This window comes from Plantactinospora sonchi (assembly GCF_036422035.1).
In the GTDB taxonomy this organism is placed as follows: Bacteria; Actinomycetota; Actinomycetes; order Mycobacteriales; family Micromonosporaceae; genus Plantactinospora; species Plantactinospora sonchi.
Window position 1 is genome coordinate 12489 of record NZ_JAZGQK010000028.1, and the last position, 24000, is coordinate 36488.

A 24000-nucleotide genomic window follows, 5' to 3' on the forward strand; every position below is an offset into this window, starting at 1 on the left:
CAGGCCCGGATCGGAGGACACGATGGCCACGTCGAGGCAGCCGGAACGACGGCTCATCGCCTCGAACAAGAAGGCACGGCACGACTACACGATCCTCAAGACGTACGAGGCGGGGCTCGTGCTGCGCGGCACCGAGGTGAAGTCGCTACGGGCCGGGCAGGCCTCCCTGGTCGACGCCTTCGCCCAGGAGCGGGACGGCGAACTCTGGCTCTACGGGCTGCACATCGCGGAGTACGCGTACGGGACGTGGACGAACCACCAGCCGCGTCGGATGCGGAAGCTGCTGCTGCGGCGAGTGGAGATCAACAAGATCCTGGACCGGATCCGTGACCCCGGCCTGACCCTGGTGCCGTTGGCGCTGTACTTCGAGAACGGGTGGGCGAAGGTCGAGCTCGGTGTCGCCCGGGGCAAACGGTCCTACGACAAGCGGCAGGCGCTGGCCGAACGGGACGCGCAGCGGGAGATCGCCCGCGAGATGGGCCGCCACCTCAAGGGCATTCCCCGGAGCCAGGCGTGACAACCGACCCGTCCGGGTATGCGCGGGTGCATGAGCGAACAGAGCGCTGAGCGGGTCGAACACCGGGCCGAACACCTGCTGCCGGAGGAGCGCTCCGTCGGCAGCGACGACCCGGAGGCGCAGGCGGCGGCCATCCTGGCCGAGTCCGACCGGCGGGAGGCGGGCGCGGTCGAGCTGGCCGAGTCCGATCCGGGAACGGCCGACGCCGAGCGGCGGATCGCCGAGGCGGGGGCGGCGCCGGACTCGTTCCTGGAGCGGCGTACCTCGCAGCAGACGGTGACCCCGACGGAGCCGCCGGACTGAGGACCGGACCGCGGCCCTGGGTCGGGGCCCGGCCGCGGCTCGCCGCCGGTACCCGGCCTGACCCGGTACCCGGCCTGACCCGGCAACTGGTCAGGTCCGCCGGAACCCGGCCGGGTCCTCCGGCGTCGGCCGGGTCAGGCCAGCGGGAACTCGTCGAAGAGCAGCACCGGTGAGTCCGGCTCGCGGGTGTCGAACCGGTAGGACCGGACCACACCGGCGGTCGAGTCCAGTACCGAGAAGACCGTGATGTCGTCACTGGCCACGTACGGCAGCGGCGCACCGGTCGGACCGGTCAGCGGCGCGATCGTCGGCACCACCGGCCGCAGCCCGCCAGGATCGCCCTGCCGGACAAGGTCGGCATTCTCGGGGAGCGCGCGGGACAACCCGGACGTCACGTCGTACGCCCCGTAGCTGTTGCCGACGTTCGAGGTCTCCAACCAGTTGACCCCGGCCGGGTTGCGGAACCGGTTCCACAGGTGGGCGTGCCCGGTGTGCACCAGGTGTACCCCGGACGCGGAGAAGAGCGGCTCCAGGTCGCGCAGGATGTGGTCCTCGGCGAGCGGATACGCGTACCGCACCGAGGTGACCGCGCCGGTCTCCGGGTCCCGTTCGACAACCTGGACCGGGTCGGTGAACGCCGGTGTCGAATTGCCCCCGAGTCCGTGACTGGAGTGGTGGAACATCACCACCCGGAACCGGGCCGACCGGGCCGCCTCCGAGGCCAGTTCCTGTTCCAGCCAGCGGTACTGGGCCGAGCCCCGGTGCACCGGGGCGAAGATGAACCGGCCGTACCCCCAGCGTTCCGGAGCCGCCAGGTCGGCCGCACCCTCGCCGAAGGTGCCGGCACCGGTCGTCACGTGCGGTCGCCAGATCCCGGTGACGAAGAGCGTGATCAGGTGCACGTCGCCGATCGTCCGCGACCACCAGCGTCGGCCCCCCGCCGTGCTGCCCGGACACGGAAACAACTCCTCGTACGTCGTGACGTCCCAGTCCGCCGGTTGCGGGTCGTTGAACTGGCTGTCCAGGCTGGCCGTCTCCGACCACCGGCCCATCACCTCGTGGTTGCCGATCGCCGGGTACAGCGGGGTGTGCTGCAGCAGTGGGGCGCCCCGCCAGGTCCGGCCGGCGATCGTCGTCGCGGCCCGGCCGGTCATCGCGGCGAAGAAGGCGGGACCGTCCTCGCTGTCGAACCAGTCGCTCGCCCGGTCCGCCACGTTGACCATGTCGCCGGCCATCAGTACGCCGTCGAGGCGTACCCCGACCGTCTCGGCGACCTTCTCCAGGTTGGCCGCCGTCATCCGCTTCAGCTGGTGGTCGCTGGTCAGCAGCAGTCGTACGCCGTCCTCGCGGGTTACCGCCGGGGCGATCGAGTACTCCGCCGTGACCGTCGCCCGACCCTGGTCGTCGACCGACACCACCCGGTACGGCGTACGTCCGGCGGCCAGACCGGTGACCTGGGCCAACTGCCGGTACACCGGTCGGCTGACCAGTCCGGGCCAGACCCGCCCGGACACCCGGGAGTCCTTGTCCTCCCGGGTCCGGCTCAGCCGTCGGGTCTGCGCCGTGAACCGGCGCCAACCGGGGCCGGTGGCCGCACCACCGGTGGCCGCGTCGACCGCCTGCCGTTCGGTCATCCCGGTCACCCCGGCACCGACCAGCACGAACTGGCCGGTACCCGGGTCCTCGGTGTGCCAGACGACGTGCCCGCTGCCGGGACCCGGATCCAGCAGGTACGGCTCGCAGAGCAGCCGGCCCTGGCCGGTGGGCCCGGCTCCGGCGGCGCGCTGGTGGTCTCCCGTCATGGCATGAGAGTCAACCAGTGCGGATCTTCCCGCCGACACCCGCACCCACCCCCGGCCGGCTGCCGTGCCCGCCGGCCGATGCCCTCCTCCTGAGGATCGGTCACCCCGGGGCGGCGGCGTCGATCCTGACACCCGTCTCGTGCGGCTGTCGCTTCGACGACGCTCAGATCGCGGTGGCCCGGGCCACCTTCCACTCCGCACCGACCGGGCGCAACTCCAGCACGACCCGGTTCTGGTCCACCTTCTCCCCGTCGGTGTTGATGTTGCGCCGGTACTGGTTCAGGTAAACCAGCAGCTCGACCCGATCCGGCTCGGCCTGGACCACGCCGCTCACGGAGACCTCGGCGAGCACCACCGCCTGCTCGGAGACCGCGGTCGGCTTCAGCGCCGTGGTCGTCTCGGTGTACTCGTCGGCGAACGGACCGGTGACGAAGGCCCGCCCGTTCGTCACGCTCGCGTCGAAGTTGCGGTAGTCGTAGGAGAAGATCGCCTTGGCGGCCGGGGTCGCGGTGGCCAGCGCCTGCCGTACCGCCGCGTCACGTGCCTGCGCCCGGTGCTGGGTGTACCAGGCGGCACCGGCCGCGCCGACGGCCAACACGGTCGCCACCGTCAGCGCCAGGTGCAACCGCTCGGCGGCGGCGAGGCGCAGGCGACGGAAGCGTCGCCCGCCGTCCCCCCGGCCTTCGCGGGCCGTCGTCGCCGGCCCCTCGGCGGTCGGTGTGGTCGGTTCTTCGCCAGCCAGGGCGGCTCGGCCCTCGGCGGTTGGTGCGGTCGGGTCTTCGGCGGTGGGCGCCACGTCGGTCGGTTCGACCTGGTCTACTCCGACCGGCGCGGCGCGACCCTCGACGGCCGACCCGCCCTCGGTACGACGTCCGGGGCGCAGCCGCCGGGTGAGCGTACTGACAAACGATCCCATGACGGTCCCTCTCAGCCGACGAACTGCAACCGGGACACCAGCCAGGTGTCCGAGTCCCGGTCCCGGGTCAGCTCGACCTGGATGCGGTAGTGCGCGACGCGCCCGTCCGGTGCGTGCGTGTTCCTGACTGTCGCGTCCACCGCGACCAGCACAACGGCGGTACGCCGGTCGCCGGAGACGAGTCCGGCGCGCAGTACCGTGCCGGTGGACTCGACCCTGTTCTCGATGACGGCCGCGCGTACCTGCGCCTGCCCCCGGAGGAACTCCTCCTTGAACTCGCCGGTGGCGCCGGCCACGATCCGCTGCAGGTCACCGTCCACACGGGAGGCACTGACCGAGACGAAGTTGACCGTGGTCTGCCGTGCGGCGGCCACCGCCTGCCCGTGTGCCTCGACCAGCGCCCGGTCCTGGTACCACCGGTTGCCGAAGAAGCCGGCCAGGGCGAGTGCCGCGCAGAGCAGGACGATGAGCCCGGCGGTCAGCCCACGCCGACGCGGCGCCCCCGGTCCGACACCCTGCCGGCGGTTCCGCGCCGGCCTCCGCTCAGCCGCCCGCTCCGATCGTGGTTCACCGGTCACCTCGTCCGGTTGCCGGTCGTCGGCCACCTCGCCCGGTCGCGCCGCGTCGCCCGGCCCATCCGCCCGCACCGCGTCGGCCACCTTGTCCGGTCGCGCCGCGTCGGCGGGCGGCTCAACCGTTCCCGCCCGGTCGGCGGCGTCGGCCGGCTCCTGATCCCTTCGTGACCGGTCGACCAGGTCGACCGGCTCCTCGTCGAGCCGCTCCAGCACGGCCGAGACCGGGTCCCGGCCGGGCATCCGCCGGGTGACGGTACGCCGGGCCGCCGGTTTCCGACGTCGTACCGGCTGCCGGGCGGTGTCGTCCGGCTCGCTCGGCGGTGCCGCCTTGACCAGCTTTAACCGGCGCTCCTCGCCATTCGACATCTTCGCACTCCTCGGATCGGTCAGGGCGCCAGGCCGGCGAGCAGGAGTTGTTTCCAGGACTGGTCCCCGGCGAGCCGGTACTGCCCACCGGTGGTGCCGAAGGTCAGCGGCTGCCCGCCCGGCCCGAGCGCCAGCCCGGTCGCCGGGTCGTAGCCGGCCACGGCGGCACCGGAGACCGGGGCGACCGGCGGCGGCGCGGTGTCGTCGGCATCGCCCACCGGTCCCGGTGCCGGCGCGGGCGGATCGCCGCCGCCGGGCCGGGGCGCGTTACCGCTGCCCCGCACGCTGGAACCCCGGCCGGTCTCGCCGGCCGTGCAGCGGGTGGACTCGTCGGCGTAGACGCAGGACGGCGGGTCGCCGACGTTCACCACCAGGCCGAAATGCGCCGTACCGTCACCGGGGGCGACGGTGAACCCGCCGTCCACCACCAGCGGATAGACCACGAGCAGCTGTTCGATCCCGGCGAGCCGCCGGGCGGCCACACCGTTCACCGACACCAGGTTGCCGAGCAGGGTGCCGATCGACGGGTCCAGGTCACGCAGCAGCCCCACCAGTTCGGTGGCGGCGGGCGGCCCGTCGGCGAGGATCCGGCGCAGGTCCGGGTCGGCCGTCCGGAGCGTCGCGGCGAGCCGGGCCAGGCCGTCCGCCCACTGTCGCAACGCGGCGGCCGACTCCTCCTGGGTACGCAGCACCGTGCGCCCGTCCCGGATCAACGCCACCGTCTCCGGCAACCGGGCGGTCGCCTCCGCCAGCAGTGCGTCACCCGCGTCGAGGATCCGGCGCAGCGCCGCCTCGTTGCTCTGGAACGCGACGCCGAGCTCGTCGACGACCACCGCGAGATCGTCGGCGTCGACCGAGCGGACCAGGGAGTCCAGGTTGGCCAGCAGGGTCTCCGGGGCGAGCGGTACGCCGGTCCGGTCGACCGGGATCACCGCACCGTCGCGCAGGTACGGGCCGGTGTCGCTGTCCGGCCGCAGGTCGACGTACTGCTCGCCGACGGCGGAGCGCAGCGACACCACCGCGCGGGGGTTCGCCGGCACCCGTACGCCCCGGTCCAGCCGCAGGTCGACCCGGACCGCGTCGCCGTGCAGCGAGACCGCCTCGACCCGGCCGACCGGTACACCCCGGTAGCTCACCGCCGCGTTCGGGAAGATGCCCCCGGCGTCGGCGAAGTCGGCGTGCACCAGGTAGCCACCGCCGAAGAGCCGGTCGCCCAGCCCCACGTAACGCACTCCGACGTAACCGATGCCGAGCACACTGACCAGCAGGAACACCAGCACCTGCAGTCTCGCCGTACGTCCGGTCATCCGAGCAGCCCTCCGCCGAGTACGTCGAGCAGCCCGCCGCTGCGCCCGTCGGTCTCCCCGGTCGGGGCGGGCAGCAGGCAGCCGGGGGAGAGGATGGTGCCCAGCGGCAGCCGGGTGCCGGGCGGGAAGATCGTGCCCGGCGGCACCACCCCGTCCGGCGGCTTCAGCCCGCCCCTCGGCAGCAGCGAACCCGGGCGCAGCAGTTCGCAGTCGGGTGGCAGTTCACACTCGGGCAGCAGCGGCGGCAGCCAGTCGAGCGGGAGCAGCCCACCGACCGGCAGGCAGACCGGCGGCAGTACGCCGGGCAGCAGCGGCCCGACCCCGCCGGGTCGGTCGTCGTCCTTGCCGGGGTCGGGACGGGAGCCGCCGGGCCGCCCGGGACCGTCGTCGCCCTTCCCGTCGGCGGGTCGTCCGGTGCGGTCCGGCGCGCGCTCGGGCGCCCGGGCGGAGAAGAGGTTGGCCAGGATCGTCGCCGCGTCCAGGTCGGCGGTGACCGACAGGTTGACGAAGTCGCCGACGATCGCGCCGGTGACGTTCGGCGGGAACGGGTACGACAGCATGAAGTCCAACGACTTCGGCAGCGCGTCACCGGCCTGGACCAGTTGTTCGAGCACCGGCTGCAACGCCCGCAGACTGGCCACCGTGCTGTCGTGGCTCTCGGTGACCACCCTGGTGCCGACCCGGCCGAGTTCGCCGAGCGCGGTCAGCGCCCCGCTGAGCTGCTCCCGCTGTTCGGCCAGGACGCCGAGGCCGGGGTCGAGCGCCTCCAGCGCGTCACCGAGCACGGCCCGTTGCCGGGCCAGCCGGTCGGTCAGCCGGTCCAGTGCCTCCACCGCCCGGACCAGGTCGGCCTTCTGCCGGTCCAGCCCGCCGACGAAGGTGTCGAGCTGGTGCAGCGTGTCGCGGACGGCGGACTCGCGACCGGCGAGCGCCGCCGCCAGCTCCTCGTTGATCGTCTTGAGCTGGGCCAGTCCGCCACCGTTGAGCAGCAGGCCGAGCGCGGCGAGGACCTCCTCGACCTCGGCCGACCGTTTCGTCCGGGCCAGCGGGATGACCGCGCCGTCGGCGAGTTCCCCGGCCGGTGACTCGGTGACCGGGGCGGCGAGCGCGACGTACTTCTCGCCGAGCAGGCTGGTCTGGCGTACCGCGGCGGTGGCGTTGCCGGGCAGCCGTACGGTGGTGTCGACCCGCAGCCGCACCCGGGCGGTCCAGCCGGAGAGCGACACCTTCTCCACCGAACCGACCGTGACGTCGTTGACCTTGACGGCGGCCTGCGGCACCAGGTCGAGCACGTCGGTGAACTCGGCCGTCACCCGGTACCCCGGGCCGGACGGCGCGCCACCGGGCAGTGGCAGGTCGGCAAGCTCCGGAACCTCGCAGCCGGAGAGTACGAGCACCGCCGCGCCGAGCAGCGCCAGCGACGACCGACGCCGGCCCGTGCCGGGCCGACACCCCGTCGGGGATCCGTTGGGCAGGCGGCCGGTGAGACGCGCCGCGGGCACGCCGCTCATCGGGGGCCCCGCAGGATGCCGCCGAGGGTCCGGTCCAGCACCGCGCCCGGGCCGAGCAGCCCCGGCAGCGGTGCCGTCGGCTCCTCCGTCGACCCGTCCGACTCCTCCGACGGTGCGCCGTCCGGCGGGGACGGCTCGCGCCCCGGTTCACCCTTCGGCGGCAGGTTGAGCAGCTTGCGCAGTTCCTCCGGCAGCGGCAGCTTCTCCAGCCGCAGCGTCTGGGCCAGCTCGAAACAGCGGTGCGGCACCTCCTTCACCGGCAGTACGTCCACCAGCGCGGCGCAGACGTAGGCGGCCGGGTCGTACGGGCCGAGGACGTTGTCCCGGGTGTCCAGGGTGCCGGACCGGGCGTTGTAGGCCAGGTTCAGGTTGGACAGTGCCAGCGGCGCAACGTCCAGGATCCTGATGATCGCCTTCTGCTGCCGGACCAGCACGTTCGTCACGTCGGCCAGGGCGTCCACGTTGGACTTCAACACGGTCCGGTTGTCCCGGAGGAACCGGGTGACGTCGTCCAGGGCGGCGGCCAGGTTACGCAGCGCGGCGGCCAGGTCGTCCCGCTCGGCGGCGAGTTGCCCGGCCACCTCGGCGAGCTGCTGGTTGAACGCGCGCACCTGCTGGTCGCTGCGGGCCAGCGCGGTGGTGAACCGCTGCAGGTTCGCCACCGTGCCGAACAGGTCCTGTCGGCCGTCGGCCAGCGTCTCCAACGCCTGGGAGAGCCCGTCGAGCGTCTCGTGCAGCGCCGCGCCGTTGCCGTCCAGGTTGGCCCGGCCGGCGGCGAGCAGCGCCGACAGCGCGCCGTCGGCGTTCGCGCCCGCCGGGCCGAGGGCCCGGTTGAACTCGTCCAACGCCCGGTAGATGTCGTCGATCTCCATCGGCGCCACCGTCCGGTGCACCGGCAGCTCCGCCCCGTCCGGCAGCACGTCACCGCCGGCGTACGCGGGGGTGAGCTGGACGTACCGGTCGCTGACCAGGCTCGGCGGCACGACCACCGCGGTCACGTCGGCCGGTACCGGCTGCCGGGCGTCGTAGCGCAGCTCCAGCCGTACCGTTGCGCCGGCCGGGACGATGGCGACGACCTCACCGATCCGCACCCCGAGCACCCGTACGTCGGAACCGGGGTGGATGCCGACCACCCGGGTGAAGTGGGCGACCAGTCGGCGCTGCGGCGTACCCGGGCGCAGCACCACCACGGCGGCGGTGGCGGCGATCACCACCGCCACACCGGCCGCGAGCATCCGTCGCCCCCGGTGGGAACCCGGTGTCAGCGTCGGCCGGCGCATCAGCGTCCTCCCGTCGTCGGTACGTACGGCTGGAGCAGCCCGCGCAGGTAGGAGTCGAACCAGCGACCGTTGCCGAGCACGTTGGTGAAGGCGTCCAGGAACGGCCCCATCGTGCGCAGCGTCCGCTCCAGTTCGTCCCGGTTCCGTTGCAGGATGCCGACCACGTCGCGGAGCTGACGCAGGGTCGGCTCCAGGGTGGTCCGGTTGTCGGCGACCAGCCCGGAGAGCTGGGCGGCGAGGTCGCGGGTGCCGACCAGCAGGTCGTGGATCGCGTCCCGCCGCCGGCTCACCTCGGCCAGCAGCGCGGTGCCGTCCGCGACCAACGCGCGGAACTCCTCGTCCCGGGCGGCGAGCACACCGGTGACGCTCCGGGCCCGGGTCAGCAACTCCCGCAGCTGCGCGTCCCGTTCGGCGACCGTCCGGGACAGCCGGGAGAGTCCGTCCAGCGAGGAACGGACACTGCCCGGAGTGTCGGCGAAGGTCTCCGCCAGCGCGGTGAACGCGGTGGCCAGCTGCTTGTCGTCGATCTCGTCCAGCGTTCCGGCCAGCCCGGTCACCGCCGTCATCACGTCGAACGGCGACGCGGTCCGGTCCAGCGGGATCTCCGCCTCCTCGGCCAGCCGACCCGGCCCGGCCGGGGCCAGGGCCAGGTATTTCTGTCCGAGCACCGTCTTGATCCGGATCGTCGCCCCGGTCCGCTCGCCGAGCCGGATGCCGTCGTCGTCGACCTGGAACCGCACCCGGACGTACGGGCCGGCGGCGCCCCGGGCCAACTCGACCTCGGTCACCTCGCCGACCCGTACCCCGGCGACCCGGACCTCGTTGCCGACCGCGAGCCCGCTGGCGTCCCGGAAGGCGGCCCGGTAGGAACGGTCGCCGAGCGCGGTCAGGTCGTCCAGCCGGAACGCCGCGAGCAGCACCCCGACCAGCACGACCAGCCCGACCGCACCGATCACCACCGGATTGCGTTCCCGGAACGGTCTCACCGGTTCCCTCCCGCCCCGGCGCAGCGCGCCGCCCCCGAACTGAAGGTGGCCGGACTGACCGCGCCGTGTCCGGCGACCGCGAGCCGGCCGTCGAAGTCACACATGAAGAAGTTCAGCCAGGAACCGTGCGAGGCGGTCCGGGTCAGCGCCTCGTACCGGCCCGGGAGCCGGCCCAGCGTTCCGTCGATCACCGCCGCGTTGTCGTTCAGGGTGCCGGCCAGCTCGCCGAGTTCGGTGATGTCGGCGGCGAGCGCCGGTCGGGCGTCGGCCAGCAGCGCGGCGGTGGCGCCGGTGAGGGTGCCGAGGTGGGCCAGTGCCGCGCCGAGCGCCTCCCGGTCGTCGGCGAGTCCGGAGACGAACTGCTGCAGCGAGCCGATGGTCCGGTCCAACTCGGCGTCCCGGGAGTCGAGGGTCGCCAGCACCGAGTTCAGGTTGGTCACCACCCGGCCGATCACCGCGTCCCGGTCGGCGAGGGTGTTGGTCAGCGACGCGGTGTGCGCCAGCAGGCTCGACACCGTACCGCCCTCGCCCTGGAGCACCTGGATGATCTCGTACGCCAGCTTGTTGACGTCCTCCGGGCTCAGCGCGGTGAACAGCGGCCGGAACCCGTTGAACAGCGCTGTCAGGTCCAGGGCCGGGGTGGTCCGGTCGAGTGGGATCAGCCCGCCCGGACGCAGCGGCGACCCGGTCCCCGGGCCCTCGCCGAGCGCCACGTAACGCTGGCCGACCAGGTTCCGGTACCGGATCTTCGCCTGGACGGTGTCGGTCAGCGGTACGTCCTCGGTGAGGGTGAACGCGACCTCGGCGACGGTGTCGTCCACCACCCGGACCGTGTCCACCCGACCGACGCGTACCCCGGCGATCCGGACGTCGTCGCCGGGCAGCAGTCCGGTGACGTCGGTGAACCGGGCCCGGTAGTCGGTGCCGCCGAACGAGAAGGAGCCGAGCGCCTGGCCGAGCAGCGCGGTCAACAGCACCGTCACGGTGCCGAAGACGACCAGCTTGACCAGCGGTCCCACCGGGATTCGCCTCATTTGACGTTCACCACCGCTCCGCGCAGCAGGGGGCCCCAGAGCAGCACCGCGATGTCCGGAACCTCGACCGGCAGGCCGCCGGTGGCGGCTCCGATGATCGGCTTCAGCAGGTCCTTCTCCTCCTCGGTGCCGGCGTAGCCCATCGCCGGACCGCCGGTCGACGAGCCGCCGCCGGTGGGCGGGGTGCCGGTGCTGGCCGGCGGGATCCCGACCGGCAGTCTGACCGGTCCGGGCCGGGTGCCGCCGTGGTCGTAACCGTCGTCGACCTGGACCTCGGGGGCCGGCGGCGACGGGTCCGGCAGTTCCCGGCAGTGCGGGCCGGTCCGGGCGCCGTACACCGGATCGTCCCGGCCGGGCTGGTAGGCGCCGTTGTCCCGGGTGACCTCCAGGGTGATGTGCATCCGCCCGTCGCGGAACACCTCCTCGACCCGGGGTTGCAGCTCCACCAGCCCGCGCATCAGGCACGGATACTCCGGGGCGTACGCGGCCAGCAGCTTCAGCACCGGACGGCTCACCTGGCCGACCCGGACGAGCTGGTCGCCGTGTCGGTCCAGGAAGAACCGGGTGACGTCGGCGGCCTCGGTCCCCTCGGCGAGGAAGGCGGCGAGCTGCGTGCGCTGGTCGGCGACGGTCGTCGCGGTCGGCGTCACGTCCCGCAGGATGTCCAGCAGGTCCGGCAGCGCCGCGTCGTAACTCTCCAGCACGGTGGCGAGCCGGCGGACGTCCTCGGTGATGGTCGGCAGTTCCCGGTTCAGTTCCCGCAGGTAGCCGCCGAGGGCGGTGAGGTTCTGGCCGAGCCGTTCGCCGCGGCCGTCGAGCGCGGCGGCCAGCGCCGCCAGCGTGGCGGCGAGCTTGTCCGGGCGGATCGACTGGAGCAGCGGCAGCGCCTCGTCGAGCACCTTCTCCAGCTCGACACCGTTGCGGCTGCGGTCCTGCTCGATCACCGCGCCGTCGCGCAGCGGGGCGCCCGCCGGACCGGCCGGCGGAACCAGTGCCACGTACCGCTCGCCGAACAGGGTCTTCGGCAGCAGCCGGGCGGTCACGTCAGCCGGCACCCGGCCGATCAGCGCCGGGTCGAGGGCCAGCCGCAGCCGGGCCCGGGAGCCGTCGCTGCCGATCTCCCGGACCTCACCGACCGGTACACCCCGCAGTTTCACCTCGGCACCCGGGTTGAGCTGCATCCCGGTCTGTCCGGTGTAGAGGGTCACCCGGGCGACCGGGGTGAACGCCTTCCGGTACTGCAGCACGGCGAGGGTCAACGCCGTGGCGAGCACCACCACGAAGACGACACCGAGAATCCGGCGGCCGGCGCCCGCGCCACGATCGTCCATGGTCACCCCGCGATCCGTACCGTTGTGGTCGCGCCCCAGATGGCCAGCGACAGGAAGAAGTCGACGACGTTGACCGCGACGATCGCCAGCCGGACGGCCCGGCCGACCGCGATCCCGACCCCGGCCGGCCCGCCGGTCGCGGTGTAGCCGTACCAGCAGTGCACCAGCACCACGATCACGCTGAACACCAGCACCTTGCCGAACGACCAGAGCACGTCCACCGGGGGCAGGAACAGGTGGAAGTAGTAGTCGTAGGTGCCCGCCGACTGACCGAAGTAGTACACCGCGATGGTGCGGGTGGCGAGGTAGCTGGAGAGCAGGCCGACCACGTACAGCGGGATCACGGCGACGAAGCCGGCGACCATCCGGGTGGTGACCAGGAACGGCAGCGAGGGAACCCCCATCACCTCCAGGGCGTCCACCTCCTCGGAGATCCGCATCGCGCCGAGCTGGGCGGTGAAGCCGGCACCGACGGTCGCCGACAGGGCCAACGCGGCGACCAGCGGCGCGATCTCCCGGGTGTTGAAGTACGCCGAGACGAAGCCGGTGAACGCGCTGCTGCCGAGCTGGTTGAGCGCCTGGTAACCCTGCAGCCCGACCTCGGTGCCGGTGAAGAAGGTGAGGAAGCAGATCACCCCGACGGTGCCGCCGGCCACCGCCAGCGCCCCCCGACCGAAACTGATCTCGGCGAGCAGGCGTACCACCTCACGCCGGTAGCGCCCGACCGCGCGCGGGGTCCAGGCGAACGCGCGCAGGTAGAAGGCGAGCTGGTCGCCGAGTCGGTCCAGGGTACGCAGCACCGGCATGGTCACATCCCCCGCTGCGGTACGAGCTGGAAGTAGACCGCGGTGATCACGAAGTTCAGTGCGAAGAGCAGCATGAAGGTGAGCACGACACTCTGGTTGACCGCGTCGCCGACCCCCTTCGGCCCGCCCTTCGCGGTCATCCCGTGGTACGCCGCCACCAGCGCCGCGACCACCCCGAACAGCAGCGCCTTCAACTCACCGACGACCAGGTCCGGCAGCTGGCCGAGGGCCTGGAAACTGGCCAGGTAGGCGCCCGGCGTACCGCCCTGCATGATCACGTTGAAGAAGTAGCCACCGGTCACCCCGACCACGCTGACCAGCCCGTTGAGCAGGACCGCGACCACCGCCGCGGCGACGATCCGGGGCGCGACGAGCCGGTGCAGCGGGTCGATGCCGAGCACCTCCATCGCGTCCAGCTCCTCGCGGATCTTCCGCGCGCCGAGGTCCGCGCAGATCGCCGAACCACCCGCTCCGGCGATGATCAGGGCGGTGACGATGGGGCTCGCCTCGCGTACCACGGCCAGCACCGAGGCGGCTCCGGTGAACGACTGGGCGCCGAGCTGACGTACCAGGGAACCGAGCTGCAGCGCGATCACCGCGCCGAACGGGATCGCCACCAGGGCGGCGGGCAGGATGGAGACGGAGCTGATGAACCAGGCCTGCTGCACGAACTCCCGGACCTGGAACGGGCGGCGCCCCAGGCAGCGGAGCGCGTCGAGGCAGAAGGCGAAGAAGTGCCCGGGGCCGCGCAGCCCGGCCGCGAACCGGCCGGCGACGGCCGGCCCGCCCGGGCCGCTCACGACACCACCTCGGACGGCTGCCACGCGCTGCCGTGCGCGCCCCGGAACGACCCCGCCGGCGGCACGACGCCGTGTTCGGCGCACCACCGGCCCGGCGGATGCTCCGCCCGTCGCGGCTCGCCGTTCGTCGGGGTGAGCTGCAACGGGATTGGCGGCAACGGCGGCAGTTCCATCCCGGACGCCGCCTCGGCGGCGAGTTCGTCGGAGTCCTTCTCCTCGGCCATCCCGATCGGGCCGACCCGCTGGGCGTTCAGGAACTGTCGGACGACCGGTTCGGTACTGGAGAGCAGCATCTCCCGTGGCCCGAACATCGCCAGGCGACCGTGGTAGATCAGCCCGATGTTGTCCGGCACGGTACGCGCGGTGTTGATGTCGTGCGTGACGATCAGGAACGTCGCGTCGGTCTGCTGGTTGAGGTCGATGATGAGCTGGTTCAGGTACGCGGTGCGGACCGGGTCGAGACCGGAGTCCGGCTCGTCGAAGAGGATGATCCGCGGGTCGAGCACCAGTGCCCTCGCCAGCCCGGCCCGCTTGCGCATCCCGCCGGAGATCTGGCCCGGCAGCTTCCGTTCCGCGCCGAGCAGCCCGACCATCTCCAGCTTCTCGTGCACCACCGCCCGGATCTGCGACTCGGTCTTGCGGGTGTGTTCCCGCAGTGGGAACGCCACGTTGTCGTAGATGCTCATCGAGCCGAAGAGCGCGCCGTCCTGGAACAGCACACCGAACAGCTTGCGAACCTCGTAGAGCCGGCGTTCGGAGAGCGCCGGCAGGTTCCGGCCCTCGATCCAGATCGCGCCCCGGTCCGGCCGGAGCAGCCCGACCAGCGTCTTGAGGAAGACCGACTTGCCGGTGCCGGAGGGGCCGAGCAGCACCGAGATCTCGCCCGCCGGCAGGGTCAGCGACAGGTCCGACCAGACCGGCTGACCACCGAAGGACTTGGTCAGCCCCTCGACGCGTACCTCGACGCCCATCCGCGCTCCCGCCCACGTGCCGGACCGACGTCCGCCGCCCGCGCGCGCCGTCCGCCTGTCGCCGTCTGTGGTGGACATCGCGCCCGGCCCGGTCCGCGTAACAGGTGACGGTGGTAATTCTTCGATCACTTTCCGTCGGTACGTCCACAGGGGCGCCCGCTGCGGCCGGGCGAGCCGACCCTGACGGTGGTGCGATCACCCGACGGCGGATACGGTGCGGTTAACCTGCCGGTAACGAAGGTCCCGCCGGGGCGGAAGCCCGCCGTCACGGCCGGCCCGACGTGACAGCCGGCTCGACGTGACAACCTGCCTGCCGTGACAGCCCGCCTGCCGGGACGGAGACACGCTCCTCGACAGGTGACGCCCCGAGAAGGTGCAGCCCGTACATGACCGCAGCACCCGAGACAGAACTCGTCGCCCGGGCGGCCCGGGGTGACCCCGAGGCGACGGCCGCGCTGCTCGCCGAGGTCCGCCCCGGCCTGGTCCGGTACTGCCGGGCCCGGCTCGGCCGGATCGGCGGCGCGTACGCCACCGCCGACGACGTGGCCCAGGAGGTCTGCCTCGCGGTGTTGCGGGCGTTGCCCCGCTACCGGGACCAGGGGCGGCCGTTCTCCGCCTTCGTCTACGGCGTCGCCGCGCACAAGGTCGCCGACGCGCAGCGGATCGCCGTCCGGGATTCCGCCGTCACCTCCTCCGGCGGACTGCCCGACGAGCCGGACCGTGACCCCGGCCCCGAGCAGCGGGCCGTCGCCACCGACCTGGCCCGTCGGCTCTCCGCGCTGCTGGCCCGGCTCCCCGAGGCGCAACGCGAGATCGTCCTGCTCCGGGTGGCGGTCGGCCTCACCGCCGACGAGGTCGGTGTCATCGTCGGGATGTCGGCCGCCGCCGTACGGGTGGCCCAGTCCCGGGCTCTCGCCCGGCTCCGCGTCCTCGCCGGTACCGCGTTGAACGAGGTGGCCGCGTGAGTACCGTCGAGTCCGGCGCGGAGCGGGATGGTGGCGTACGTGGACGGGACGATGACGTGAGCGAGCGGCAGCCGGGGTCGGCGGGCGCGGGATCGGCGCCGGGCGACCGAACCGCGGCTCCGGTCGCCCCGCGCGGTGCCGAGCCGCCGGACATGTCCGGGTCGGCGGTTGGCCCGTCCGGTCTGCTGGCTGGCCCGTCCGACGTGTTGGTCGATCCGTCCGTGGTGTCGGCTGACCGGCGGGATACCGAGCCGCTCGATCCACGGGTGATCGACGCCGACGACCTGCTGCTCGACGCGCTGGGGCGCGGGGAGCCGGGCCCGGACGACGATCCGGTCGCCGGGCTGCTCGCGGCCTGGCACGCCGAACTGGACACCGACCGGCCGGCGGAGACGGCGGAGATTCGTCCCGCGCCGGACCGGACCCGCCGGCCGGAACGCCGGCCCGGCGTGACCGCGCCCGGTCGACGGCGGTCCGGCCGGCTCCGGGAGCGGGCCGGCGGCCCACTCCCGCGCCGGTTGGCGTTTTCCACGGCGGCCGCCGTGGTTGTCGTGGCCCTGTTGGGGCTCGGCGTCAACCGGGCCGGGCCGACCAGTCCGCTGTGGCCGATCACCAGCGCGGTGTATCCGGACCGCTCCGCGGTACGAGCCGTCGAACACACCCTCGGGTTGGCCGAGGACGCGGTGGCGACGCGCCGGTACGACGACGCCCGCCGCCACCTGGAGCAGGCCCTCGGCCAGGTGGCGGCGGTCCGCGATCCGGTCGAGGAACGGCGGCTGCGCGCCGACATCGACCGGATCCGGGGCGGGTTGCCGGTGAACGCCGAGCCGGACCCGACTCCGGCGACTCCGGCGGTGCCGAGCCCGGGCCCGGTGCCGACGGACCCGTCAACCGGCCGGCCCGGGAAACCGACGGGTACCCCGGGCGGTGGCTCGCCGGCACCACGTCCATCGAGGTCGGCACCGGTACCGACCGCGCCGGCGCCACCCCGGGTGCTGCCGCTGCCGGTACCGGTACTGCCCACGCTCCTGCCCTCCGGGCTGCCGTTGCTGCCGAGCGGCGGTTGTGTGCTGCTGTGCCCGCCCGGCTGACCGTGGTCCGGCGGCCGTGCCGGGGTCGCTGCCGACACCGTCCCGGAACGCCCGGACCCGGCAACCGGCCGGCCCGGGTCGCCGCCCGCCAACCCGGTCCCGGGATGCTGTCGGATGGCGGCCGGGAGTGCCGCTAACCCGGTCGGGCCCGCTGCCGGGTGGCGGCCGGTGGTGCCGGGTAACCCGGTCCGGGGATTCCCGCCGGGTGGTGCCGCTCACCCGGTCCCAGCCCGCCGGATGGCGGCCGGTGGTGCGGCCCGGAACCGGCGCGGCGGTAACATCTCCGGGGTGGTCGGGCACCGGTCGGGCGCGCGACGCCACCGTCGGAGATGGTGAGGGCAGGACAGGGGCATGACCGACGCGGATGCCAGCGGCCGGGCCGAGCTGAGCCCGCACCTTGGATGGTTGCTGGCGGCACTGCTGCTGGCCGCCCTCGTCAGTCTCGGGCTCCTGGCCGCGTTCCTGGGCCGGGAGGGGCCGGGCGTCGTGGTCGTGCTGCTCGTACCGGTCCTGCTCCTCGCCGCCCCACTGCTCACGCAGACACCGGCCCGGCGGATGGTCGCGGTCACCGCCGTACTGCTGCTGACCGCCGGGGTGGTGGTGGGTGCCGCGTCGATCGGGCTGTACTACCTGCCCAGCCTGGTACTGCTGGTCGTCGGGATACTCCGACCGTCCCGGCGGAGCCCGCGGGCGTAGCCGACCCGGTCAGTCCGGCACTGTCGACTGTCGTTCCACCACGCAGAAGATGTTGTCCTCCGGATCGGCCAGTACGACGTACCGGGGTCGTACCCCGGGCGGCTCCGGATCGTCGTCGCTCGGGTAGTGCGGCCAGTCGACCCGCTGGGCGCCCAACCCGACGAGCCGGTCGACCTCCTCGTCCAGTTTCCCGGCATCGGCCTCCAGGTCCAGGTGGATGCGGGGGTACTTCCGGGCTGGGCTCTCACTCATGTCGAGGGCGAGGGCGATGCCGGCGATGCCGGCGGGAGGATCGAGGACGATCCACTCGTCCCCCTCGTAGCGGGGCGGCCGGCGGACGTAGCCCAGCGCCTGGCGCCAGAACTCGGCGGCCCGCCGGTCGTCCCGCACCCCGAGCGAAATCTGCTGAATCGTGGCCATGCCGGCAGACTATCGCCGGTCCCGCCGGTCCCGCCGGTCCCGCCGGGCGAGTGGTGCTCGGCACCGCTTCACCCGCCATCCCGGTCCGCGTCTCCGGAGCCTGCTCCGCCACACCGGGCAGGCGGGGGTGCGACGGACCCGACCGGAGCGGGCACGGATTGTCGGGTCTGACCGGTCCGCCCCTCCGTAACGTCGGTGCCTGAACAGGAAGGAGTCCGGGTGCTGGAGCGGCTGAACCAGGCCATGGAACACATCGAGCGTCACCTCGACCAGACGATCGACGTGGCGGAACTGGCCCGGATCGCGGTGACGTCGGAGTACCACTTCCGGCGGCTCTTCTCCGCGCTGGCCGGGATGCCGCTCTCCGAGTACCTCCGGCGTCGGCGGCTCACCGTCGCCGCCGCCGACGTGATGGCGGGGGAGCGGTCGCTGCTCGACGTCGCCGTCCGGTACGGCTACACCTCGACCGAGGCTTTCACCCGGGCGTTCCGCGCGGTGCACGGCGTGGGACCCGGCGAGGCGAGGCGGACCGGCGCGACACTGCGCGCCCAGCCCCGGATGTCCTTCCGACTCATCATCGAGGGGAGCAGCAGCATGCGATACCGGTTGGTGGAGAAGGACGCGTTCACGGTGGCCGGCCGGAAGGCCCGGGTGCCGATGGTGCACGAGGGGGTGAACCCGGCGATCGCGGCGTTCATCCGGAGCATCGACCCGGAGACAGTACGACGGATCGAGGAACTCTCCGACCAGGAGCCGCACGGCCTGGTCAGCGTCACCGACGACATCGACCCCAGTCGTGCGCAGGGAACGGAACTCGACTACTACCAGGCCGCGGTGACCAGCGCCGCCGTACCGGAGGACATGCAGAGCCTCTCGGTGCCGGCAGGCACCTGGGCGGTCTTCGAGAGCGTGGGCGAGTTCCCGAAGACGCTGCAGTACATGTGGCGGGACGTCTACACGCAGTGGTTCCCGTCCAATCCGTACCAGAGTCGCCCGGGACCGGAGATCCTGCGTACGGAGCTGTCCGCGGACGGTACGACGGCGGAGGCCGAGATCTGGATCCCGGTGGAGCGGATCCCGGGCTGATCTTCGGCTGCAGGCCGTCCGGCCCGGGGCGACGTACCGGGCCGGACGGCCGACCGGTCACGACCGCTGCGCCCCCGACGAGGTCGACATTGGTGGGGTCGACAGCGGCGGGCGGGTCGGACCCCGCAGCACCCGGGCGGCGACGCCGGGCCGGAAGAGGGCCGTCGGCGGTGCGACCAGGTGCAGCACGTCGGTGAAGGCCCTCGCCACGTACGGGTCCCGGTCGGCCACCCGGGACGTCCGGTCCAGGTACCAGCGGGACAGTCGGCTGCTCCGACTGGGTTCGAGGTTTCCGACGGTGGTCGGATACCGCCGGTCGGCGCCGGTGGCGATGTCCCACGCGGTGGTGCTGCACCGGGCGATCGCGGCCTGGGCCGACCGTCCGGGGACACCCGGATGGGTACGGAGGTGTTCGTCGAGGACGACCCCGGTCTGCGCGGCGACGCTCATGCCGTGCCCGTAGACCGGATTGAACGCGCAGGCGGCGTCTCCCACCACCAGGAATCCGTCGGGCCAGCGCGCCATCTGCTCGTAGCGTCGGCGGTGGTTGGCGGTACGCCGGAACCCGTGGACCGGCCCGTCCGGCTTCGCCTCCCTGATCACCTCGTACAGCAGCGGGCTGCGCAGGCCCCGGACGAACTCCAGGAAACCGTTCTCGTCGGTGGGCGGTACGTCGTCGCCCATGCCGCCGAGGGTGAGCATCCACCGGTCGTTCTCGATCGGGTAGAGCACCGCCCCGCGGGGGTTCTCCGGTGGCTTCGGCATGATCAGAATGTTCTTCCAGCCGTCGGTGACCTCCGACGGCAGTGTGTAGCGCCGGCTGGCGTAGCCGAGCTTGGAGTCGACCTGGATCTCGTCGGGGCGTCCGTAGCCCAGTGCCGCCAGCCAGTCCGGTGTGTGGGAGCCGCGCCCGCTGGCGTCGACCACCAGATCGGCGTCGAGCCGTTCGACGCCGTCGACGTTGCCGCGCGGCCGCAGTGTCACCCCGGCGATCGCCGTACGGTGCTCGTCCGGCAGCAACCCGACCGCCTCGTGTCCGGGCAGGAACCGGACCCGGGGGTCGGTGAGGAGTCGGCCCCGGACCACCCAGTCGATCAGCTCACGGCTCGCCCCGACCAGTTCGTGGGTGGCCGGGAACCGGTCCCGCCAGCCCGTGGTGCTCAGGTAGAGGACGTCCGTGGGCGTGGACGCCCGTACCGCGCCGTGCCCGTGCAACTCGGCGATCAACCCGGGAAACAGCTGGTCGAGCGCCCGTTGGCCGGCGGTGACCAGCACGTGCAGGTGATGCGCCTGGGGTACGCCCGCGCGGACCCGCGGCGCGTCCGGGAAACGGTCCCGCTCGACCACCGTCACCTGCTCGTAGTGGTCGACGAGGGCGCGTGCCGCGCAGAGACCGGCGAGGCTGCCACCGATGACGACGGCTGAACGGGTGTGGGGCACAGTCGAGGACATCTCTGCATTCTTCCCGATCCGCCGGGGCGGCTCGGACTCCCGTACCGGCGCTGCCGCCAGCTTCCGCTGACGACGGAAGTCCAGGTCAACGGCTTGGCCGCGTATCCGGATCGCGGCCACGACCCCGTCGGCGGGAGCCGGGTCCGATATCCGGGGAGTCGGGTTGCCGACTGTGCCGTGGGTGACGGCCCGACCTGTCCGGTCCTCGTCGTGACCCACCCCCGGGCGGATGTCCGACAAGTCTGCCGAACCTGGACCTCCGCGTCGCCGGGCCGGCCGGGGCCGGCACCCCGCTACCGGTGCTCGGGCCGCCGGCCCGGCTGGCGTGATAGAACTTCCCGCACCAGCTTGACCCGGTCCGGCGTTGCCGAGCCGGGGGTTCGTACCGGAACGGCGACGCGGGAACGCGGCCGGAACGGCAGGGAGCGAGGAGTCGGAGCGTGCGCAGATTTGTCGACCGGGTCGCCGTGGTCACCGGAGCCGCCCAGGGAATCGGCGCGGCCACCGCCCGTCGGCTCGCCGCCGAGGGTGCCACCGTGGCCGTGGTCGACCTGAACGCCGACCGGGCCGGGGTGGCCGCCGACGAGATCAGCGCCGCCGCCGAGGTGGCCGCCGCCGGAGGTGGGGCACGGGGCTTCGGTTGCGACGTCACCGACGGTCCGGCCGTCGCGGCGCTGATGGACCAGGTGGTCGAGGCGTACGGACGGCTGGACATCCTGGTCAACAACGCCGGTATCACCCGGGACAACCTGCTGTTCAAGATGCCGGCCGAGGAGTGGGACGCGGTCCTGACCACCAACCTGACCAGCATGTTCCACTGCTGCCAGGCGGTGCAGCGACACATGGTGGCGGCCCGGTACGGCAAGATCGTCAACCTCAGCAGCCGTTCCGCGCTCGGCAACCGGGGGCAGGTCAACTACGCGGCGGCGAAGGCCGGCGTGCAGGGACTGACCGCCACCCTCGCCATCGAGCTCGGCCCGTTCAACATCAACGTCAACGCGGTCGCGCCCGGCTACATCGCCACCGCGATGACGGCGGCCACCGCCGAGCGGGTGGGTGCCAGCCCGGAGGAGCACCAGCAGCAGGTCGCCGCGCAGACCCCGCTGCGCCGGGTCGGCCAGCCCGGGGAGATCGCCTCGGTGGTCGCCTTCCTGGCCAGCGACGACGCGTCGTACGTCAGTGGGCAGACGCTGTACGTCAACGGCGGTGCGCGGTAGCGCCCGTGGACGGCGGTTCGGGACGCGGACAGGAACGCGGACCTTCGGCTCCATTGTGGAACTGATCGGGGCGGTCGGCCGGTAGCACCTCGCTGGGACGCCCGGCCCGGATCTCCGTCGCACCTGCTTCGGTCGACCGCTGCCGAAGCCCCTCGGCGGAGGGCGCCACGTCGACATTGCCGTGCGCCACCCCGGCCGGTCCGTCAGGCGCAGCCGCAGTCGGCGTGCTCGTCCACCTGGGACCCGGGTTCCGGGGGCCGCCGCCGAACCGGCGCGCGTGGCAGCCCGAGTGTCCTGGCGAGCCGTGGGTCGGCCCGCCAGATCGCGCCCGCGCCGAAGAGTGCCACCGTGAGCGCGGCACCGTTCGGTCCGTACAGGCGCCACGACGGGTCGAGCTGCGGCGCGAGGTGCTCGTGTGCGCCACGCAGTCGGGCGAGTAGTCGTCGGGTCGCGGCCCGATTGTCCCACCAGCCATCGGCGGCGAGTTGCTGGCGGAGCCGGGCGACGGCCGCCGCGACCACCGGCGCCGTCTCCAGCGCGTCGGGCCGTACCGTCCCGTCCCGCAGCGCGGTGAATACGGCGAAGGCCACGGTGTCCTGGTCCGGTGCCGGCCCGGGACAGCTGAGCCGGCCGTCCGGTGAGACCGAGATCGCCCCCGTACTGTGCAAAGAGGCGAGGCAGGCCCAGACGGCAACCCGCGGGCCACCGGCGAGCAGGGCGACCCCGATCCCGTCCGGCTCGCCACGTGGAGGCCGTCGGCGGGCGAACAACGCTGCCACTCCGCCAGCCTAACGGCGCTGCGCCAGCGTGGCGGCGTCCCGGACGGACGGTCCACGACGAGCAGGCGGACCGTCCACGAGCCGGGCCGGGCGTCAGAAGAGGGTCAGGGGCTCGACCGGTGCCGGTTCGGGCAGCGCGTCGAGTTCGGGCAGCCGCGCCCGTACCTCGTCGTGGAAGCGCCGGGCGAGCGTCGGGGTGTCGGCGTTGTCCGGGGTGTGGATGAACACGGTCGGCGACCGGCCCTCGCGAAGCCACCCGACAACGATCTCGACCCAGTGCCGCCAGCCCTCGATCGTCCGCGCCGAGTCGTCGCGACCGAGGTACCGGACGATCGGCCGGTCCGTCAGGGCGATCGACCGCAGCGGCATGCGCGGCTTCTTGGTCCACGCGTCCCGTTCGGCGTCGCTCGTCGGAGGACTCTGGAAGAAGCTGGTGGTGTCGAATGGAATCCATTCCGTGGCGGTGGCGGTGAGCACTCCCTCGAGCAGTCGCGTCGCCGCCGGGTCGTCGAAGAACGCGGGGTGACGGACCTCCACGGCGTACCGGTGGGCGTCGGGCAGCCGGCGGAGAAACCGGGCGAGTACCGGGACGTCCGCGGGCGTGAACGACCCGGGCAACTGGATCCAGAGGGCGTGGGCGCGCGGGCCGAGTGGCGCGATCGCGTCCAGGAAGACCCGGAGCTCCTCGTCGGCGTCCGCGAGCCGACGTTCGTGGGTGATCAGCTTTGGCAGCTTGACGACGAACCGGAAGTCGGGGTCGGTCTGCCGGGCCCAGGAGGCCACGGTGTCCCGGGCCGGGGTCGCGTAGAACGTGGTGTTCCCCTCGACCGCGTTGCACCAGCCGGCGTAGGCCCGCAGGCGCTCGTGCGGTGGGAGTGGATGCGCCACCAGACGCCCCTGCCACGACTTGTGCGTCCACATCGCGCATCCCACGTGAAGACGCATGGCTCCGTTCCCTTCCCGCCACGAACCGCCCGCCCGGCGGGGGACGTCGAGGTCATCCCGTCGGTCGTCGACCGCACGTACGGTATACCCCTCCCAGTGGGGCCGGGCCGCGCCACCGGAACGGCCGGGGTGGGTGCCGGCCCGCGACTGTCGCTGGGACGGGGGCGGTGCCGGCCCGGGACTGTCGCCGGGTCGGGGGTCAGTGGGGCCGGACGGCCGAGGCGCCGGCCGACCCGGTACGCAGGCCGTCGAGGGCGATCCGGAGGACCCGGTCCCGCTGCTCCGGGTCGGTGTACTGGACCGCGGTGAGCCCACTGATCATTCGCAACGTGTCGTCGAAGCTCGCGTCGGCCCGGACCGCCCCGGCCTCCTGGGCCCGCTCCAGCAGCGGTGCGCCGGCCGCGTAGATCATGCCCCGGCAGTTACGGAAGAACTCCGACTCGTGTACCAGTTCCTCAACCAGTGCCCGTTTTGTCGCCAGGTACCGGACAAACCGCTGGAGCCAGGCTGACAGCGCGTCCCACGGCGGCAGGTCGGCGAGGTCGGCGGCGGTCCGGGCGAGCGCTTCGACCTCGTCGATGTAGAGACTCTCGAACAGGTCCCGGCGGGTGGGGAAGTGCCGGTAGAGGGTGCCGATGCCGACCCCCGCCCGGCGGGCCACCTCCTCGAGCGAGCCGGCCGCGCCCTGCTCGGCGAAGACGTCCTGGGCGGCGGCGAGCAGCGCCTGGTAGTTCCGGCGCGCATCGGCCCGTTTCGGGCGGCGGGCGAGGTTCTCCGACACCGGATCGGCACTGGTCATGGCGTACGTCACCTCGATGCGGTTGCAGGCGGAGGGACCCCTCCG

General features: G+C 73.0%; 24 protein-coding genes. 7 read left to right on the forward strand and 17 right to left on the reverse strand.

Annotated features, from left to right (window positions below; translation table 11 throughout):
- Window positions 1–22 precede the first annotated feature (22 nt).
- Together smpB and V1633_RS28570 are read left to right on the forward strand one after the other, a co-directional pair.
- A complete protein-coding gene (smpB, locus tag V1633_RS28565; RefSeq protein ID WP_331217382.1) occupies window positions 23–517 on the forward strand; it encodes an SsrA-binding protein SmpB in 495 nt (164 codons plus the stop codon).
- Window positions 518–547: 30 nt separating this feature from the next.
- Window positions 548–820, forward strand: coding sequence for a hypothetical protein (locus V1633_RS28570; protein WP_331217383.1), 273 nt, complete (start codon window positions 548–550; stop codon window positions 818–820).
- Window positions 821–954: 134 nt separating this feature from the next.
- On the opposite strand, the gene V1633_RS28575 is transcribed toward V1633_RS28570, so the two are convergent.
- From V1633_RS28575 to V1633_RS28630, 12 genes are all read right to left on the reverse strand, one after another.
- On the reverse strand, window positions 955–2622 hold the full coding sequence (locus V1633_RS28575) for a metallophosphoesterase family protein (protein ID WP_331217384.1): 1668 nt from the start codon (window positions 2620–2622) through the stop codon (window positions 955–957).
- 163 nt (window positions 2623–2785) lie between these two features.
- Window positions 2786–3538, reverse strand: a complete 753-nt coding sequence (locus tag V1633_RS28580) for a hypothetical protein (RefSeq protein WP_331217385.1) — start codon at window positions 3536–3538, stop codon at window positions 2786–2788.
- An 11-nt stretch (window positions 3539–3549) separates the two neighbouring features.
- A complete protein-coding gene (locus tag V1633_RS28585; RefSeq protein ID WP_331217386.1) occupies window positions 3550–4479 on the reverse strand; it encodes a hypothetical protein in 930 nt (309 codons plus the stop codon).
- 20 nt (window positions 4480–4499) lie between these two features.
- A complete protein-coding gene (locus tag V1633_RS28590) occupies window positions 4500–5786 on the reverse strand; it encodes an MCE family protein (RefSeq protein ID WP_331217387.1) in 1287 nt (428 codons plus the stop codon).
- Complete coding sequence (locus tag V1633_RS28595; RefSeq protein WP_331217388.1) at window positions 5783–7297, reverse strand: MCE family protein; 1515 nt, start codon at window positions 7295–7297, stop codon at window positions 5783–5785. The genes V1633_RS28590 and V1633_RS28595 overlap by 4 nt, the downstream gene beginning before the upstream one ends.
- A complete protein-coding gene (locus tag V1633_RS28600) occupies window positions 7294–8577 on the reverse strand; it encodes an MCE family protein (RefSeq protein WP_331217389.1) in 1284 nt (427 codons plus the stop codon). The genes V1633_RS28595 and V1633_RS28600 overlap by 4 nt, the downstream gene beginning before the upstream one ends.
- The gene (locus tag V1633_RS28605; protein ID WP_331217390.1) at window positions 8577–9563 is read right to left on the reverse strand and encodes an MCE family protein; all 987 of its coding nucleotides are present in this window, start codon (window positions 9561–9563) and stop codon (window positions 8577–8579) included. The genes V1633_RS28600 and V1633_RS28605 overlap by 1 nt, the downstream gene beginning before the upstream one ends.
- Window positions 9560–10597 (reverse strand): MCE family protein, encoded by a 1038-nt coding sequence (locus V1633_RS28610; RefSeq protein ID WP_331217391.1) that lies wholly within the window; start codon window positions 10595–10597, stop codon window positions 9560–9562. The genes V1633_RS28605 and V1633_RS28610 overlap by 4 nt, the downstream gene beginning before the upstream one ends.
- On the reverse strand, window positions 10594–11928 hold the full coding sequence (locus tag V1633_RS28615) for an MCE family protein (RefSeq protein ID WP_331217452.1): 1335 nt from the start codon (window positions 11926–11928) through the stop codon (window positions 10594–10596). Before V1633_RS28615 ends, V1633_RS28610 begins: the two co-directional genes overlap by 4 nt.
- Window positions 11929–11930: 2 nt before the next feature.
- The gene (locus V1633_RS28620) at window positions 11931–12734 is read right to left on the reverse strand and encodes an MlaE family ABC transporter permease (RefSeq protein ID WP_331217392.1); all 804 of its coding nucleotides are present in this window, start codon (window positions 12732–12734) and stop codon (window positions 11931–11933) included.
- Between the two features lie 2 nt (window positions 12735–12736).
- Entirely contained in the window at window positions 12737–13534 is a 798-nt protein-coding gene (locus V1633_RS28625; protein ID WP_407952123.1) for an MlaE family ABC transporter permease, read from the reverse strand.
- Entirely contained in the window at window positions 13531–14505 is a 975-nt protein-coding gene (locus V1633_RS28630) for an ABC transporter ATP-binding protein (RefSeq protein ID WP_331217393.1), read from the reverse strand. The genes V1633_RS28625 and V1633_RS28630 overlap by 4 nt, the downstream gene beginning before the upstream one ends.
- Window positions 14506–14891: 386 nt before the next feature.
- On the opposite strand from V1633_RS28630, the gene shbA reads away from it, so the two are divergent.
- The 3 genes from shbA to V1633_RS28645 all read left to right on the forward strand — a co-directional run bounded on the left by shbA (window position 14892) and on the right by V1633_RS28645 (window position 17257).
- On the forward strand, window positions 14892–15470 hold the full coding sequence (shbA, locus tag V1633_RS28635; RefSeq protein ID WP_331217394.1) for an RNA polymerase sigma factor ShbA: 579 nt from the start codon (window positions 14892–14894) through the stop codon (window positions 15468–15470).
- The gene (locus V1633_RS28640; protein ID WP_331217395.1) at window positions 15467–16561 is read left to right on the forward strand and encodes a hypothetical protein; all 1095 of its coding nucleotides are present in this window, start codon (window positions 15467–15469) and stop codon (window positions 16559–16561) included. Before shbA ends, V1633_RS28640 begins: the two co-directional genes overlap by 4 nt.
- A gap of 351 nt (window positions 16562–16912) precedes the next feature.
- Window positions 16913–17257 (forward strand): hypothetical protein, encoded by a 345-nt coding sequence (locus V1633_RS28645; protein WP_331217396.1) that lies wholly within the window; start codon window positions 16913–16915, stop codon window positions 17255–17257.
- A gap of 9 nt (window positions 17258–17266) precedes the next feature.
- Here the strand turns inward: V1633_RS28645 and V1633_RS28650 are convergent, their stop codons facing one another.
- A complete protein-coding gene (locus V1633_RS28650) occupies window positions 17267–17677 on the reverse strand; it encodes a VOC family protein (RefSeq protein ID WP_331217397.1) in 411 nt (136 codons plus the stop codon).
- 219 nt (window positions 17678–17896) lie between these two features.
- On the opposite strand from V1633_RS28650, the gene V1633_RS28655 reads away from it, so the two are divergent.
- Entirely contained in the window at window positions 17897–18763 is an 867-nt protein-coding gene (locus tag V1633_RS28655) for an AraC family transcriptional regulator (protein WP_331217398.1), read from the forward strand.
- A 57-nt stretch (window positions 18764–18820) separates the two neighbouring features.
- Here the strand turns inward: V1633_RS28655 and V1633_RS28660 are convergent, their stop codons facing one another.
- A complete protein-coding gene (locus V1633_RS28660; RefSeq protein WP_331217399.1) occupies window positions 18821–20215 on the reverse strand; it encodes an FAD-dependent oxidoreductase in 1395 nt (464 codons plus the stop codon).
- Window positions 20216–20655: 440 nt separating this feature from the next.
- Here V1633_RS28660 and fabG point away from each other — a divergent pair, with 440 nt between their 5' ends.
- Window positions 20656–21432 (forward strand): 3-oxoacyl-ACP reductase FabG, encoded by a 777-nt coding sequence (fabG, locus tag V1633_RS28665; RefSeq protein ID WP_331217400.1) that lies wholly within the window; start codon window positions 20656–20658, stop codon window positions 21430–21432.
- Between the two features lie 203 nt (window positions 21433–21635).
- On the opposite strand, the gene V1633_RS28670 is transcribed toward fabG, so the two are convergent.
- From V1633_RS28670 to V1633_RS28680, 3 genes are all read right to left on the reverse strand, one after another.
- Window positions 21636–22211, reverse strand: coding sequence for a TIGR04222 domain-containing membrane protein (locus tag V1633_RS28670; RefSeq protein WP_331217401.1), 576 nt, complete (start codon window positions 22209–22211; stop codon window positions 21636–21638).
- Between the two features lie 93 nt (window positions 22212–22304).
- The gene (locus V1633_RS28675) at window positions 22305–23132 is read right to left on the reverse strand and encodes a DUF72 domain-containing protein (protein ID WP_331217454.1); all 828 of its coding nucleotides are present in this window, start codon (window positions 23130–23132) and stop codon (window positions 22305–22307) included.
- A 223-nt stretch (window positions 23133–23355) separates the two neighbouring features.
- Window positions 23356–23955, reverse strand: coding sequence for a TetR/AcrR family transcriptional regulator (locus tag V1633_RS28680; RefSeq protein WP_331217402.1), 600 nt, complete (start codon window positions 23953–23955; stop codon window positions 23356–23358).
- Window positions 23956–24000 lie beyond the last annotated feature (45 nt).